At 62.6% G+C, this 15,933-nt stretch carries 15 protein-coding genes and 1 pseudogene; 7 read left to right on the plus strand and 9 right to left on the minus strand.

Annotated features, from left to right (window positions below; genetic code table 11):
- Positions 1-9: 9 nt before the first annotated feature.
- Positions 10-969 carry a Hint domain-containing protein gene (locus E2K80_RS13975; protein ID WP_168193198.1) on the minus strand — a complete coding sequence of 320 codons (960 nt, stop codon included), beginning with the start codon at positions 967-969 and terminating at the stop codon, positions 10-12.
- A gap of 161 nt (positions 970-1,130) precedes the next feature.
- Entirely contained in the window at positions 1,131-2,714 is a 1,584-nt protein-coding gene (locus E2K80_RS13980) for a Hint domain-containing protein (RefSeq protein ID WP_135375557.1), read from the minus strand.
- A 272-nt stretch (positions 2,715-2,986) separates the two neighbouring features.
- Here E2K80_RS13980 and dapE point away from each other — a divergent pair, with 272 nt between their 5' ends.
- Positions 2,987-4,135, plus strand: coding sequence for a succinyl-diaminopimelate desuccinylase (gene dapE, locus E2K80_RS13985; protein ID WP_135375558.1), 1,149 nt, complete (start codon positions 2,987-2,989; stop codon positions 4,133-4,135).
- Between the two features lie 67 nt (positions 4,136-4,202).
- On the plus strand, positions 4,203-4,742 hold the full coding sequence (locus E2K80_RS13990) for a GrpB family protein (protein WP_238475543.1): 540 nt from the start codon (positions 4,203-4,205) through the stop codon (positions 4,740-4,742).
- A gap of 176 nt (positions 4,743-4,918) precedes the next feature.
- Here the strand turns inward: E2K80_RS13990 and E2K80_RS13995 are convergent, their stop codons facing one another.
- The 3 genes from E2K80_RS13995 to ubiA form a co-directional block, all read right to left on the minus strand.
- The gene (locus tag E2K80_RS13995) at positions 4,919-5,251 is read right to left on the minus strand and encodes a hypothetical protein (protein WP_135375559.1); all 333 of its coding nucleotides are present in this window, start codon (positions 5,249-5,251) and stop codon (positions 4,919-4,921) included.
- The gene (locus E2K80_RS14000; protein ID WP_135375560.1) at positions 5,238-7,154 is read right to left on the minus strand and encodes an OmpA family protein; all 1,917 of its coding nucleotides are present in this window, start codon (positions 7,152-7,154) and stop codon (positions 5,238-5,240) included. Before E2K80_RS14000 ends, E2K80_RS13995 begins: the two co-directional genes overlap by 14 nt.
- Positions 7,155-7,218: 64 nt before the next feature.
- A complete protein-coding gene (gene ubiA, locus E2K80_RS14005; RefSeq protein ID WP_238475544.1) occupies positions 7,219-8,184 on the minus strand; it encodes a 4-hydroxybenzoate octaprenyltransferase in 966 nt (321 codons plus the stop codon).
- Positions 8,185-8,196: 12 nt separating this feature from the next.
- Between ubiA and E2K80_RS14010 the strand changes: the two genes are divergently transcribed.
- The 3 genes from E2K80_RS14010 to E2K80_RS14020 all read left to right on the plus strand — a co-directional run bounded on the left by E2K80_RS14010 (position 8,197) and on the right by E2K80_RS14020 (position 10,950).
- Positions 8,197-8,928, plus strand: a complete 732-nt coding sequence (locus tag E2K80_RS14010) for a 16S rRNA (uracil(1498)-N(3))-methyltransferase (protein ID WP_135375562.1) — start codon at positions 8,197-8,199, stop codon at positions 8,926-8,928.
- 72 nt (positions 8,929-9,000) lie between these two features.
- Complete coding sequence (locus E2K80_RS14015) at positions 9,001-9,513, plus strand: hypothetical protein (protein WP_135375563.1); 513 nt, start codon at positions 9,001-9,003, stop codon at positions 9,511-9,513.
- A 66-nt stretch (positions 9,514-9,579) separates the two neighbouring features.
- Entirely contained in the window at positions 9,580-10,950 is a 1,371-nt protein-coding gene (locus E2K80_RS14020; RefSeq protein WP_135375564.1) for a glutamate--cysteine ligase, read from the plus strand.
- Between the two features lie 255 nt (positions 10,951-11,205).
- Here the strand turns inward: E2K80_RS14020 and plsY are convergent, their stop codons facing one another.
- Genes plsY through E2K80_RS14040 form a run of 4 tightly spaced genes read right to left on the minus strand, consistent with a single transcriptional unit; the run spans position 11,206 to position 14,336 of the window.
- Positions 11,206-11,808, minus strand: coding sequence for a glycerol-3-phosphate 1-O-acyltransferase PlsY (gene plsY, locus E2K80_RS14025; RefSeq protein ID WP_443216558.1), 603 nt, complete (start codon positions 11,806-11,808; stop codon positions 11,206-11,208).
- Complete coding sequence (gene pyrC / locus E2K80_RS14030; RefSeq protein WP_135375566.1) at positions 11,808-13,082, minus strand: dihydroorotase; 1,275 nt, start codon at positions 13,080-13,082, stop codon at positions 11,808-11,810. The genes plsY and pyrC overlap by 1 nt, the downstream gene beginning before the upstream one ends.
- Complete coding sequence (locus E2K80_RS14035) at positions 13,079-13,321, minus strand: hypothetical protein (protein WP_135375567.1); 243 nt, start codon at positions 13,319-13,321, stop codon at positions 13,079-13,081. The genes pyrC and E2K80_RS14035 overlap by 4 nt, the downstream gene beginning before the upstream one ends.
- A 58-nt stretch (positions 13,322-13,379) precedes the next feature.
- A complete protein-coding gene (locus E2K80_RS14040) occupies positions 13,380-14,336 on the minus strand; it encodes an aspartate carbamoyltransferase catalytic subunit (protein WP_135375568.1) in 957 nt (318 codons plus the stop codon).
- 164 nt (positions 14,337-14,500) lie between these two features.
- Between E2K80_RS14040 and E2K80_RS14045 the strand changes: the two genes are divergently transcribed.
- Both E2K80_RS14045 and E2K80_RS14050 read left to right on the plus strand, forming a co-directional pair.
- Entirely contained in the window at positions 14,501-15,298 is a 798-nt protein-coding gene (locus tag E2K80_RS14045) for a uracil-DNA glycosylase (protein ID WP_135375569.1), read from the plus strand.
- 53 nt (positions 15,299-15,351) lie between these two features.
- A pseudogene (locus tag E2K80_RS14050) lies at positions 15,352-15,836 on the plus strand (molybdenum cofactor synthesis domain-containing protein).
- Positions 15,837-15,933 lie beyond the last annotated feature (97 nt).

The following is a 15,933-nucleotide window of genomic DNA, read 5'->3' on the forward strand; positions in this document are numbered from 1 at the left end:
CAGGGGGCTTTAGGCCGCAACCCGGCGATGTTCGGCAATCAGGGACAGCAATGTCTGCGCCGCCGCCCGGTCCAGTGTCGGGTAATCGGGCAGCGCATCGGCTTTGGACAATTGCCCGGTATTGCGGCCATCGGCGGCAAGCATATCGCCCAGAAGCAATGTTTCCATCCGGCAGCGGCCAACCGTGACGCAATCATGATCATCCAGCAGGAAATGATGAAAGACCCGTGTGGGTTTTGTATAATCCCGTCTGGCGGAGATCCCGTTCACCAGATCACCGGCGCGGATATAAACCCGTTCCTCGCCAAACAGGTATTCCACATCCGTCCCGTCCATCAGTATCCGGTGCCGGGGGGAGACCCGGCAATCCTGGGTCAGGCCGAAATAGGGCGCGCGCAACAAAACCGGTGCCATGGAGCCGAGGCAAAGCAGTTCTCTCTGGCCTGTCCAGCGCACGGGTTGAGGGCCATTATTCAAGGTGTTCACCACCATGCCGGGGCGCAGGTCTTCCACCCGCACGGGACCTGACGGTGTGTTGATCGGCGTGCCGGTCTCGAAACAGGGGGCATGGCCAACCGGCAACTCATGGGTGGCCAGGGCCGCAAGGGTCAACTGCTCCATATAGCGTGGGGTTTTGGGCAGGAAATCGGTCAGTGCCGGGGCGGAAGGCACCCGGGGGCGCAACAACAGGCGCAGCCCGCGATCAATATTCTGGATATCAATCAGGGCATCGCGCCCGTTGGCATCGGCCCGGTAATGCAAAAGAAAGGTCTCGCCGGGGGAAAGCGTCCCCGGTTCCGTGGTCATTTCCACATCGCGGTGGCTGATGCGCATTGCCCCGTCGGGCATCCGGTAAAGCGTGAAATCACCCGACGCGTCGCCTATACCGGCCCAAAGCCGGACCGGGCGCGGCCCACCGCGTGACAGCCGCCCTTCAAGGATCAGCGTGACATGGTCGCTTTTCGGCATGGATACAGCACAAGACGCGTGCGTCTGCGGGCCCTTTACCTGCCCGCTTGTATCCCAGATTGCCGTCCAGCCCATATCACCTACCTGCAAAAACTTCGCGCAAACGCAGTCTTGCTGATGATTATGGGGCCATTGCACCGGAACTGAGGCAATTTCAGGGCTCATGCAAGAAGCGCCCGTGCTTCATAGGCTTTCAGACCCGGACGAGCCGACATGCCATACCCGTAACCGGTGTCCGGGTCGAGTTCAGGGAACAGTGCAAACAGTTCCTCGCGGACCCCGTCATCGAAGCCGCCAAGGGTTTGCGGTCCGGGCAGGAAGCTTTCACTCAACAACCCCTCGGACCAGATGATCTGATGGCTGTCGAAAAGCAGATGATAATATTCAACCTGCCCCCCGGTTTCGATCCGCACGCTGCAATCATTGACCAGATCACCGGCGGCAATCAGAACCTCATCTTCGCCGAACATCAATTCGGCCATGTAATGGGTCACCATCACCCGGTGCCGGGGTGACAGGCGCAGCGTGCCATGGCCGCCGAAAGTGCCGGCCTCGATCACCACCGGGGCAAATCTGCCCTCGGCGGCGACCCGGCGCGTGCCGACCCAGCGGATCGGCTGTGCCCCGTGGTCGCGGGTTTCCACAAGATCGCCGGTTTGCAGATCCTCGACCGGAACATCCCCGCGCGGGGTGCGTATTTTCGTGCCGCGCACGAAACAGGGAATGGTGGTGATGGTGACAAAGGCGCTGTCGGTGATCCCGTCTTCATCCGCAGCGGTATAGCTGAAATTCAGCGTCTCAGGCCCGGTCAGACCGACCAGATCGGCGGGGGGCTCCACCGACAGGTTGCCATCGGGCATCAGGGTGACCTTATGGCCCGAACCCAGCGTGATACTGTCTTCGACACCGACCTGCTGGCCATTGATATGGGTGACGATCATCACCCCGTTGCTCAGATCACCGTCATTGGCCAGCACATCAACAATCGCGGTCTGGCTTTCAAACACGGTTTCGGCGTCATCACTGGCGATAAAATCGCCCTGAATACTGTCGCCGGCGATCAGCAGTGCGGAATCATAGCTGCTGTCCTGCACATCGGCGATGCCGATCCTGATATTGTTCTCCTCCCCTTCATTGACGGGGATCAGCAGGCGCAGCGTCACCGTAAACCCGTCCATCTCGGTGTTGTACTCATCATCGGTATTGTCGATGAACAGCGTCTCGTTTTCCGTCTGGTTGACCGAGTTGATCTGCGTCACCTCGAACACCGGCGATGCCACAAGCTCACCATTGATCCAGACCGCCACCACATCGTTGAAAACCGACCCGGCATATTCCGGGTATTCTTCGGATGCGAAGGTGAATTGCATCGACAACAAATCGCTGTCGGGGATGAAATCCACGTCCAGAAACGATGCGTCATAAGTGTTGTTTCCGGCCACATCGTTGAAATCGGACCGGTTGTTGTCACCGCGTGTGTTGCTGCTGGTGTTGGTGCGCGTATTGGGGTCGCCGCCGCCATCCCGGGTGACATCCCGCACCCGGCCGGTGGACAGGATCACCCCGGTATCCGACGGGGTCAGACCCGGCGCGATGCTGTCGCCGTTTTCCCAGATGCCCGAGGAATTCCGGTCTCCGTCATAATCGGCGTCAATAATGGTGATGTTGTCGCCAAAAATCGCCTCGGCCATCTCTCTGTCAGAGGCCCGGGTGTCAATGTTCAGTTCGTCTGCTGCCGCTGGCATCTTGCCCCATCCACGTCTTGTTTGACGCCTGGGGCACACCTGAAAACACGCACCTCGATGACCCCACGCATGGATGCGCGGGGGTGGTCCATGTGATCAAAACGCGGTCGTTGCCGCTCGCCTGCTTCAGGCCTTCGTGAGAGCTTTAGACAAAAATTAGGCAAAAATTAGGCACAGCGGATTTTGCCCCATATGGACCGTGCCGCTTGTGCCTGCCTGCACCCCCCGGTATCGCTGGAATGCCCCCTGAAAATGCCGGAGCACCCGCGCCAATGACCCAGCCCGTTGATCCCGCCGAACTGACCGCCGATCTGGTCCGCTGCCCCACAGTCACCCCCGCCGAAGGCGGCGCGCTGGACCTGTTGCAGGCCGCGCTGGCCGATGCGGGTTTTCTGAGCATCCGGGTGGACCGGAACGGCACCCCCAACCTCTTTGCCCGCTGGGGCACCAAGGGTCATGCCAGGACCTTTGGGTTCAACGGCCATACGGATGTTGTGCCTGTGGGCGATGAAGCGGCCTGGACCCACCCGCCCTTTGGCGCCGATCTGGAAGAGGGCTGGCTTTATGGCCGGGGCGCCACCGATATGAAATCAGGCGTGGCCGCCTTTGTTGCCGCGGCGATTGATTTTACCCGCACCACACCGCCGGAAGGGTCGATTATTCTGGCCATCACCGGGGATGAGGAAGGCCCCTCGACCGATGGCACCACGGCGATCCTCGACTGGATGGCGGCAGAGGGCGAACAGATGGATATCTGCATCGTGGGCGAACCCACCTGCCCCGAGACGATCGGCGACATGATCAAGATCGGCCGCCGGGGGGCGATGACCGCCCATTTCACCGTCAAAGGCAAACAGGGCCATTCCGCCTATCTGCACAAGGCGCTGAACCCGATGCCCGCCGTGGCGCTTCTGGCCCATCGCCTGTCCACCCATGTGCTGGACACAGGCACCGATCATTTCGACCCGACCACCTGTTCGGTCACAACCATCGACACCGGCAATCCCGCCTCCAATGTCATCCCCGCGCAAACGAAAATGACCGTGAACCTGCGCTTCAACGACACCCATACCGGCGCATCCCTGATCGCCTGGCTACAGGACCAGGCCGATACGGTCGCGGATGAGACCGGCACAAGGATCACCATGGAAACCCGCATTTCGGGGGAACCGTTCCTGACCCCGCCCGGCGGTCTGTCAGATCTGGTGGCAAAGGCGATCCACAAGGAAACCAACCAGAACCCGGTGCTGTCAACCACCGGCGGCACCTCGGATGCGCGGTTCATGAAAACACATTGCCCGGTTGTGGAATTCGGGCTTGTCGGGCACCGCATGCACCAGGTGGATGAACGGGTCTGGGTGCAGGATATCCATGATCTCAAACGCATCTACAGCCGCATCCTGACGGATTATTTCAGCTGACCTGCCAACGACCGCGGCGTCTCGGCGGCAACATGTTGCGGCATGCCTGCCGCATCGTCATACTCGGATGATGGCACCGCTTCTCCTACCCCATGATCCGGCATGGAAACCGGCTTTTGACCGCGAAGCCAAAGCCATTCGTCTCGCCCTTGGCGAAGGCGCAATCATACTGCACCACATCGGAAGTACGGCTATTCCCGGCATCCTTGCCAAACCGATCATTGATATGCTCGGCATTGTGGACAGGCTGGTTGAGATGGACTGTCATAATCCGATCATGCAGGGGCTGGGATATGAGGTCATGGGGGAGTATGGCATCGAAACCCGGCGCTATTTCCGAAAATCCGATGAGGTGGGCCAAAGAACGCATCATCTGCATGTATTCGAGCAGGGATCACATCATACCGAACGGCATCTGGCTTTCCGTGACTATCTTCGGAACAACACCCGGGAAGCCGCAGAATATTCTGACCTGAAATCGCAGGTGGCCTCGGAATGCCCATCAGCGGAGGCATATGGGCATGCCAAGGCCCCTTTCATCGCACATACGGAGAAACGCGCACTGGAATGGTATCGCCGAAACCAAACAAGGGATCAGACACAGTAAGGGCACACTCCTGCCCGTGCTGTGCCGCCGCGCCTTCTCTGCTTCCCAAATATCATCGCCGTCACGCGCAAACTGCTCACCATCCTAAACGCAATGATCCGAGAAAACAGACCATATCAGCATACTTCATAAACACACTTGCCCGGGGGGGTCCGGGGGGCAGCGCCCCGGAAAGATCAGCCCTGACCCTGATGGATCTGTTCCACATAGGTCCGCAACTCCTCGGCCTCCTGCCGGGCCTCGCGCAGGCCTTCCATCGCCGCACGCAGTTCCGCTTCGGTCTGGTTCAGCTGATTGGTCAGTTCCGCCTCGCGCTGCTGCACATAGGTGATTGCCTGATCGCGGGTGTCCTCGGCATCATGCAGCGCCTTGGCCATGGCATCCATCTCGCTGAGATCCGAACTGGTCACCCGGCTGAAACGATGGACCAGCCAATTGGCGAACCAGCCAAAGACAAAGGCCACAAACAGGATGATGGCAATGGCTACAATAAACTCAGTTCTGTTCATCCGTGTCCTCTTGGGCGGGCGGGTCCTCCTCCGCCGGGGGCTCAGTTTCCTCGGCGGGGTCCCGTGCCACCTCCCTCTGGCTAGACGGCACGCCGCTTGCAAGCAACCGGAATTCGATGCGGCGATTGCGCTCACGCCCCTCTTCACTGTCATTATCGGCAATCGGCTGGGTCTCGCCATAGCCCTGCGCGGTCAGGTTTGAAACCAGAACACTGCGCGCCAGCAACCCGTTCAGCACCGCATCCGCCCGTGACTGGCTGAGATTGAGGTTCATCACCTCACGGCCCTGGCTGTCCGTATGCCCGCCGATTTCCATCCGGGCATGGCGGCAGTCCGGCAGGATTTCGGCGATCCGGTCCAGTATCTCCCCCGACTCCTCGTTGATCTCCACCGATCCGGGATCAAAGGTGATCTTGCGCTCTGACAGAAGCGCTGTGATCCGTGCCACGCATTCCTCGGGCGTGGGGATATTCGCGGTCGGGTCCAGCGCTTCCTGATAGGCAATGTCGATCTCGAAATTCTCGGCTTCGCCCAGTTTCTCCGACAATAGGCGCGAGATATCGGAAACCGCCCGCTGGCTGCCGGTATTCCCGCGGATTGTCACCAGCCCCGGTTCCACCGCGACGCTGCCGCTATGCAGAAGCGCCAAGGCCTCCAGCCCGGCCAGAACCCGGACCGGCCAGCCATCGGGCAGCGTGTCATCGGTGCGGGTGGCCAGATAGGTCTCGTCCCGGCCCAGCATGGCGCGGGCATAGGCATAGACCGCATGTTCCACCCGCGCATCCGGCAGCAGCCCGCGCAGTTGCACATATCCTTCGGGGCTGCGGGTGGCGATAAAGCTTGGCGGGCCGTCATCGGCACCGCCGGTGCTGGTTTCGGGCAATACACTGTGCAGCGAGAAGACATCGGGCAGATCGGCATTCAGTTCTCCCACCACCAGGTCGAACAGGCCCTGTGCTGTGCCTTCGGCGGCGATCAGGGTAACATCGGCATCCGAGAAGGTCAGTGTTCCGGCCCCCAGGGTGGTCAATGCCTGCATGCCGGTTTCCACCGCCTGCGCCCATTGCGGCGATGGCACGCCGATGCCGATCTCGCAGGTCTCGGGCCCGGTCAGACCTGCCGCGCGTGCGGCTTCAAAAATCAGATCCCGTGCGGCCAGCGTATCGGCCGAGCAGGCCTCGAACCGGGCTTCGTCCAGCGTGCGGACGAAACGCAGGGTGAACGGTGTGATCACCGGGCGCGGGGCCGAGATGTCCAAAATCACCTCAACGCCATCGGGTTGGCCGCGGTTCAGGGCGCGCAGAAACCCGGCGCGTTCCTCAATGCTTTCACTGACCGCCGTGACCTCAACCCGCCCGTCCGAGACCGAGATCTGCGACCGGGGCAGCAGGTTGAGCGCCCGCAGCCCGAAACGCATCGCCGCCTGCCAGTTTTCCGGGACCGGGAAGCGGGCGGTTTCGACCATATTGGCCACCTCCACACCCTGGCGGATATCGGCAATCTCTTCGGCCACGGCCTCGCGCCCGATTGCTTCGGGGATCAGACCGATCAGCGAAATGCCATCGCCGTTGCGCAGCATTTCCAGGGAAAAGCGCGGCGGGGTCTGGCTGTCGGCCTCGGTCACGACAAGCCTGTCGATGATCCGGTCGGCATCGACCACCGCGCCTGCCCGGCTGAGTGCGCGGAACCGCGCGGCCTCATCCGGGGCGGTGCCGGTCAGTTCCACCTGAAGCCCGTCGGCATTGACCGAAACCCAGTCCAGACTTTGTTCGCGCATGGCGAAGGCCACGGCTTCGATCGACCGGTCCTCTATCCGGACAGCCGCGATCACGGCCATCATAACGCAGAGAAACCCGGCAAGCAGAAAGGCCAGTGCCGCAACAAGGGTGGAGGTTTTGATCATCTCTCAGGGTCCAGCATGGCTTATGGGTGGGCTTGGCCATACCGCGTTGCCGGTTTGCGTTCAATCAAACCAGCGCGGCGAAGGCAAAAAACAGCGCAACGATCAGCCCGGTGTCGCGGTTGGTGCGGAACAGGCGCAGGCAGCAATCGGGGTCGCCCGTGTCCAGCCGGGTCAGTTGCCAGACCATATGCCAGCCAAAGCCCCATGCGCCCGCAAGCGCCAGGATCATCGCCAGCAGATTGCCCCCCGGCGCCAGCGCCAGGATGATGGTCACCGCCAGCAGCAGAACCGAGATTACCAGAAACCCGCGCAGCCAGATTTTGCTGTTTTCACCAAACAGACGCGCGGTGGATTTCACCCCGATCAGCGCGTCATCTTCCGTGTCCTGATGGGCATAGATCGTGTCGTAGAACAACGTCCAGGCAATGCCCGAAAGGTACAGCATGACAGGGGGCCAGCCCAGTTGCCCGGAATGGGCGGTCCAGGCCAGAAGCACACCCCAGTTGAAGGCGAGGCCCAGAAACACCTGCGGCCACCAGGTGAACCGTTTGGCAAACGGGTAGACCACCACAGGGACAAGGGCCAGAAGACCCAGCAGGATGGCGTTCAGATTGAAGGTCAGCAGAATAGCAAAGGCCAGCAGCGACTGGATCACCAGCCAGATGAGGGCTTGTGTCACGCTGACCTGGCCGGACGGGATCGGCCGCGATCTGGTGCGCGCCACGGCGGCATCGAAGTTGCGGTCGGTGATGTCGTTCCAGGTGCAGCCCGCGCCACGCATCAGAAAGGCGCCGATGCCACAGCCCAGCACGATCCACAGGTCGAAAAGGCGCAGGCCGTTCGGGTCTGCCGCGGCGGCCAGCAGCACGCCCCACCAGCAGGGCAGCATCAGCAGCCAGGTGCCAATGGGCCGGTCTGCCCGGCTCAACCGCAGATAAGGCCGCGACCATTCCGGCGCGGTCATGTCCACCCAATTGCCGGTGACCGCATCGGCCACCTGCCCCTCTGGCGTTTTGTCAATCTCAGCCATAGGTATTGCCCCATGTCGGTGCGTGCGAAAATCAGGCTCTATGTAGAGCAGTCTCTGGGGCCGGGGCAATCGGTTCCCCTGTCGCGGGAGCAGGCGCATTATCTGTTTGGCGTCATGCGGCAGGTGGTTGGCGGTGCGGTCTTGCTGTTCAACGGGCGCGACGGTGAATGGCAGGCGGGGATTGCCGAGGCTGGCAAACGCGGTGGGCTGTTGATCTGTGAGGCGCAGACCGCGCCGTTGCAGATGCCCCCGGATCTGTGGCTGCTCTTTGCGCCGATCAAAAAGACGCGGACGGATTTCATTGTTGAGAAGGCTGCTGAACTGGGCGCGGCGCGTATTTGCCCGGTACAGACCGCCTTTACCAATGCCGAACGGATTCGCCAGGACCGGTTGCAGGCCCATGCGGTGGAGGCGGCGGAGCAATGCGGCGGCACTTTCGTGCCCGAGGTGGCCGGGTTGCAGCGGCTGGACACGCTCTTGTCAGACTGGCCCGAGGACCGGCATCTGATCTTTGCCGATGAAGCGCTGGTGGGGGCGAAAGCCGCGTTGGAGGCCGCACCGAAGGCGGATGAATGGGCGATCCTGATCGGCCCGGAAGGCGGTTTTGACCCGTCTGAGCGCGCGCGGCTTCACGACCTGCCCTTCGTCACCCCGATCAGCCTTGGGCCGCGTATCCTGCGCGCCGATACCGCCGCCGTCGCCGCCCTGACACTGTTTCAGGCCACACGGGGGGATTGGGAATGACCGCTTTTGCCTGCCCGCTTGCGGGTCACCGGGGTGCAGTCGCCGGGCTCTGCTTTTGGCCGGGCCGGGCGGATGTCTGAGTTTCTGCGCCCTGAGGTGCGCCTTATGCTCTGGCGCTGGCGCGAGGTGCTGGCGGCCGCCGCGCTGGCCCTTCTGGGTCTGTGGATCGTGCTGGACCGGGGCCGTGTTCTGCCCGCCTTTGGCTGGGTCCTGATCGGGGTCGCGGTGCTGATGGCCGCCCTTGCCCTGCGCCGGATGCGCTTTGCGGGCACCGGAGACGGGCCGGGGGTGGTAGAACTGATCGAGGGGAAGATCACCTATCTGGGCCCCTATTACGGCGGTGCTGTGTCACTGGATGACCTTCGCAGCCTGTCACGCCGCTGCGCCGCCGATGGCAGGATGTACTGGGTTCTGGCCGAGATGGAACAGATCCTGGTGATCCCCACAGATGCCCATGGCGCCGATGTTCTGTTCGATGCGTTCACCCGGCTTGACGGTCTGTCGACCGCGCATCTGCTGAACAGTTTGCGCGACACTGCGCCGGGCACGATCACGCTTTGGCGAGGGACGCCCGGCCAGCCTTGACTTGACCTTGCGACCGGGTCAGTCGTAACCCCCCAACGATCAGCCACAAGACCGGAGCGAACGCAAATGTCCATTCCCCAATCCGGCGGCGGCCCGATCGAGCGGCACGAGCAACTGGCCGAATATCTTGCCGATGGCTGCAAGCCGAAAGATGCCTGGCGGATCGGCACCGAGCATGAGAAATTCGGCTATTGCCGCGATACGCTGAAACCGCTGCCTTATGAGGGCGACCGTTCGATCCGGGCGATGCTGGAAGGGATGCGCGACCGGTTTGGCTGGTCCCCGGTTCTGGAAGGCGGCCATCTGATCGGGCTGGAAAAGGACGGCGCGAATGTCAGCCTGGAACCGGGCGGTGCGCTGGAACTGTCCGGTGTCCCGCTGGAAACCATCCACCAGACCTGTGACGAGGTGAATGACCATCTGCGCGAGGTGCGCGAGGTCGCCCGCGAGATCGGGGTGCGGTTCATCGGTCTGGGCGCGGCGCCGATCTGGACCCATGAACAGATGCCCCTGATGCCCAAGGGCCGCTACAAGCTGATGGATGGCTATATGCAGCGTGTCGGCACCATGGGCACCACGATGATGCGCCGGACCTGCACGGTGCAGGTCAATCTCGATTTCGGGTCCGAGGCGGATATGGTGCAGAAACTGCGCGTGGCGCTGGCCCTGCAACCGGTGGCAACCGCGCTTTTTGCCAATTCCCCGTTTTTCGAGGGCAAGGTGAATGGCCATAAAAGCTGGCGCTCCCGTGTCTGGCGCGATCTGGATGCGGACCGCACGGGTACGTTGCCATTTGTCTTTGAAGACGGGTTCGGGTTCGAAGCCTATGCGGAACATGCGCTCGATGTGCCGATGTATTTTGTCTATCGCGACGGGGTTTATATTGATGCGCTGGGGCAATCCTTCCGCGACTTCATGAAGGGGGAATTGCCTGCCCTGCCGGGGGAAAAACCCACCCTGTCGGATTGGGCGGATCATCTGACCACATTGTTCCCCGAGGCGCGGTTGAAGAAATTCATCGAAATGCGCGGGGCCGATGGGGGGCCCTGGCGCCGGTTATGCGCCTTGCCGGCCTTCTGGGTCGGGCTGACCTATGATCAGGGCGCGCTGGATGCGGCCTGGGATCTGGCGAAAGACTGGGATGGGGAGACCCGGGATGCGATGCGGGTCGCGGCCTCGGTCGATGGGTTGCAGGCCGAGGTCAACGGCATTCAGATGCATGATCTGGCCCGGGAGGTGCTGAATATTGCCGAGGCCGGTCTGGCGGCCCGCGCCATGCCCGGCGCAGGCGGGTTGATCCCTGATGAGACGCATTTTCTGAATGCGCTGAAAGAAAGCGTTGAAAGCGGCCAGGTGCCCGCCGATGAGCTTTTGGCCCAGTATCACGGGGATTGGGGGGGTGACCTGACCCGGATTTACGAAAACTACAGTTACTGAAGCACGTCTCGAAAAACCGCTCTCCTCAATACCCTGCCCCGCCTTTGGCGTTCCGGGGGGCATTGGCGAAACGCCATAGGCCGGATGCAAATGCGCCGGGAGGGATGGAAAACTCCAGTTTTCCACAGGGAATTCTGGAGAATTCCGGCGCTCTGGCTTTATGCCGGGCTAGCCCGTTGTCATTGGGGGAGAGCCCAAAGTGTTCCTCTTCAGAGCAATTGCAAACAGTTTCGGGTGCCGGTGATCAACCCGTGGTCACTTGCCGATCCGGGGCTCGCTGCCATCAAGGATACGCTGAATATTCGTCTGATGCCGCAGGAATATCAGCGCTGCGAGCGCTACAGTCACCAGCCCGGCCCCCGGCATCCCCAGCACAGCAATCCACACGGGGCTGAGAAGGGCCGCAACCAGCGCCGAAAGCGATGAGATCCGGCTGAGCGCGGCGGTGACCAGCCAGGTCAGGCAGGCGGCAATGCCAGCGGGCCAGAACAGGACCAGAAGCGTGCCCAGAAAGGTGGCCATGCCCTTGCCGCCCCTGAAACCCAGAAAGACCGGGAAGCAATGGCCCAGAAAAGCCGCGAGGCCTGCGATCTGGGCGGCATCCTCTGCAAAAAGAAGTCGCGCCAGCAAGACCGCAAACCCGCCTTTGCCCGCATCCAGGATCAGGGTCAGTGCCGCCGCCGGTTTGCTGCCCGTGCGCAGCACATTCGTGGCCCCGATATTGCCCGAGCCGATCTGCCGGATATCGCCCAGCCCGAACAGCCGCGCCATGACCAGCCCGAAGGGGATCGAGCCCAGAAGATACCCCACAAGCCCGACCAGCCCCAGAAGCGTAAAAGGCGTCTCAAATTCCGGGATCATGACCGCCGCCTTTCATAAACCGGCACGCCGCCGACAATGGTGGTGTCAACGCGCCCCTGCATCCGCTGCCCGTCAAACGGCGTGTTCTTTGATTTCGAGTGCAGTTTGAACCGGTCGAGGACAAAAGGCGCATCCGGGTCGAACAGCACCAGATCCGCCGGGGCGCCCGGGGTCAGCCGCCCGCCGGGCAGGCCCAGCCGGCGCGCCGGGTTCAGCGACATCGCCCGAAACAGATCGGTCAGTTGCAATTGCCCCGCGTGATAAAGGCGAAGTGCTGCGGGCAGCAGGGTTTCAAGCCCCACCGCACCGCTGGCGGCGGCCTCAAACGGCAGGCGTTTGCTTTCCTCATCCTGCGGGGTGTGCATGGAACAGATCACGTCGATCACACCTGTGCGCACCGCCTCGACCATCGCCATCCGGTCCTCCTCCGCCCTGAGCGGTGGCTTGACCTTGAAGAAGGTCCGGTAATCGGCCACATCCAGTTCGTTCAGCGTCAGATGGTGGATCGAGACACCGGCGGTCACATCCAGACCGGCCTCTTTCGCCCGGATCAGGGCGGGCAGGGCGGCGGCGGTGCTGATCTGATCGGCGTGATAGCGGGCGCCGGTCATCTCCACCAGCGCCAGATCCCGTTCCAGCCCGATGCGTTCGGCCATGGGCGGCGCGGCGGGCAGGCCGCGCAGGGCGGCGAATTTCCCCGAGGTCACGGCAGCCCCGGCGCTGAGCACCGGTTCCTGCGGATGCGCCACGATCAGCGCGCCAAGAGACCGGGCATAGGTCATGCAGCGGCTGAGAACCTTGGTATCGTTCACCACATGATCGCCATCGGTGAAGGCCACGGCGCCCGCATCCAGCAGAAACCCAAGCTCGGTCATCTCGCGACCCGCGCGCGCCTTGGTCAGTGCGGCCATGGGGCGGAAATGCACCGGGGCGGCCTCCTGCCCCCGGCGGCGTACGAAATCCAGCACTTCCGGCGTGTCGATCGGTGTTGTTGTGTCGGGCCGGGTCACGATGGTTGTCACCCCGCCCGCGGCGGCGGCGGCACCTGCGGTGCGAAAGCTTTCCTTATGCCGTTCGCCCGGTTCCCCCACTTTCACGCCCAGATCAATGATCCCCGGCGCCAGACAGAGCCCCCGGCAGTCAACACCCCCGGCCCGCGCACCGGCGCCGATCTCGGCAATATGGTCGCCCTCAATCCGCAACCAGCCGGGGGTTTCGGTGCCTGCCTCGGGGTCAATCAGACGGGCGTTGTGCAAAAGCGCGTTGGTCATCGGGCCTCTTCCTGCCGCGCGGCGTCCATGCGGGTGATCACACCGGCCGGATCGGCCTGGTATTTCAGCAGATGCTTGTCGCCGGTCTTGCTTACGATCTGCACCGCGCCGAACAGGCTGCGGATCAGGGTGATCCGGTGCAGGGGGGTGGCAAGGGTGAACCGGGCCGTCACCTCTTTGCCCGGATCAAGGGGCGATGAGGGGGTCAGGGGCGTATGGGTCTGCATCGGGGTGCTCATGCAAGGGGCCGGAATACGGGGCATGGCCTGCCCGGGGGGGTGTCGTGACGGCTGCGGCTCATGCTATCACCCCATGCGGTTCCCGGCTGGCGCGCAGATTTCGGGCCAGAAGGTCCATTGCGGCCATCCGCACGGCGACGCCCATCTCGACCTGTTCCTGAATGACAGACCGGTTGATGTCATCGGCCAGGGTTCCGTCAATCTCCACCCCCCGGTTCATCGGGCCCGGATGCATGACGATGGCATCCTCCTTCGCCGCGCCCAGCTTGTCGGCATCCAGCCCGAACCGGTGGTAATATTCGCGTTCCGAGGGGATGAAGGCGCCATCCATCCGCTCTTTCTGCAAGCGCAGCATCATCACCACATCGCAGCCTGCCAGCCCCTTGGCCATATCGTCATACACCTCGACCCCCCAATCGGCGAGGCCCGAGGGCATCAGTGTCGGCGGCCCGATCAGGCGGATGCGGTTTTCCAGCTTTCCAAGCAGCAGGATATTGGACCGGGCCACCCGGCTATGGGCGATATCGCCGCAGATCGCGATGGTCAGCCGATGCAGCCGCCCCTTGGCCCGGCGGATTGTCAAGGCGTCCAGAAGCGCCTGCGTCGGGTGTTCGTGCCGCCCGTCGCCCGCATTCAGAACCGCACAATTCACCTTTTCGGCCAGCAGGTTCACCGCGCCCGAATGGGGGTGGCGCACAACCAGAAGGTCGGGATGCATCGCATTCAGCGTCAGGGCGGTGTCGATCAGCGTCTCGCCCTTTTTCAGGGAGGATGCGGCCATCGCCATATTCATCACATCCGCGCCAAGGCGTTTGCCCGCGATTTCAAAACTGGCCTGGGTGCGGGTCGAGGCCTCGAAAAACATGTTGACCTGGGTCAGTCCTTGCAGGGCATCGCCATGTTTCCGGGTGCCACGTTCCATCTCGGCATAGCGGTCGGCAAGGTCGAGAAGGGTGTGAATCTCATCGGGGGCCAGATGCTCGATGCCCAGAAGATGGCGTGCGCGGAAGGTCATGGTAGCTCCGGTTCCGTTTGGGGGGTTATAGAAACCGGGGGCCGTGCGGGCAACGGGGCATTTACCCCTGACGCTTCTGCGCCAAAAGCGTTTCGCCTTTGGCTCAAACGCGAAAGCCGTTCTACTACTTCAATGCAAAGTCGAAACGCTATAGGTTGACGGGTATGGAGCTGGATTTTCACACCGCCAGGGCGCTTCTGGACTGGCAGATCGAACTGGGCGCGGATGAGGCGATCGGGGATGTGTCCGTGAACCGCTATGATCTGCCGGAAAGCGCGCCGAAACCGGTGGCCAGACGCGCGGCTGCGGCAGCGCCCGCACCTGTGGCCGCCCCGCCTGTGGTGGAAGCGGTGGATGCGGTGGCCGAGGCCCGGCATATGGCCGGGGCCGCGACAGATCTGGCCGGGTTGCAGGAGGCCATGGCGGCATTCCCCCATTGCGACCTGAAACGCGGTGCGCGCCGTCTGGTCTTTTCCGATGGCGACCCGGCCGCGCGGGTGATGATCATCGGCGAGGCCCCGGGCCGGGACGAGGATATTCAGGGCAAGCCTTTCGTGGGCCGGGCCGGGCAGTTGCTGGACCGGATGTTCGATGCCATCGGGATGGGGCGGGACCGGGAGGGCGGTGCCGCGCTTTACATCACCAATATCCTGCCCTGGCGCCCGCCCCAGAACCGGGACCCGAACCCGAAGGAAATGGCGATGATGCTGCCCTTCGTGACCCGCCATGTGGCGCTTGCCGCCCCTGATATTCTGGTGCTGATGGGCAATATCTCGTGCCAGGGCATTCTGGGCCGCAAGGGCATCACCCGGATGCGCGGGCAATGGACGGAAGGATTGGACAAACCGGTTCTGCCGATGTTCCACCCGGCCTATCTGCTGCGCAACCCGGTCATGAAACGGGAGAGCTGGGCCGATCTGCTGACCCTCAAGGTACGGTTGGGTGAGAGGGAGCACATATGAGCCGGATTGACGACAGCAAGGCGTTTATCCCCGTCCGCATCGCGGTTCTGGCGGTGTCGGATACGCGGGGCCTGTCTGAGGATACATCCGGTGACCTGCTGGCGCAGCGCCTCACCGATGCGGGCCACAGGCTGGCCGCGCGCCATATCCTGCCCGATGAACGGGGGCAGATCGCGGATCAGCTGCGCCTCTGGTGCGCGGACCCGGATATTGACGTGATCCTGACCACGGGCGGCACGGGCCTGACCGGCCGTGATGTGACCGTGGAGGCCCATCGCGATGTCTATGAAAAAGAGATCGAGGCGTTCGGCACCGTCTTCACCATGATCTCGATGCAGAAGATCGGCACCTCAGCCGTGCAATCCCGCGCCACGGGGGGGGTGGCCAATGGCACCTATCTGTTTGCCCTGCCCGGCAGCCGGGGGCCTGCAAGGATGCCTGGGATGAGATTCTGCGCTGGCAGCTCGATTATCGCCATCGACCCTGCAATTTTGTCGAGATTTTCCCGCGTCTGGACGAACATCAGCGACGGAAATGACCGCTGGCCTCGTGAAACCCGTATCAGACCCCATATTAAACATAGACTTGGACTGTGCTGACCCGGACACTACCTTTCTGAAGATGAGGACCATCAT

Origin of the sequence: Rhodophyticola sp. CCM32 (assembly GCF_004751985.1) — a bacterium.
GTDB lineage: Bacteria > Pseudomonadota > Alphaproteobacteria > Rhodobacterales > Rhodobacteraceae > Rhodophyticola.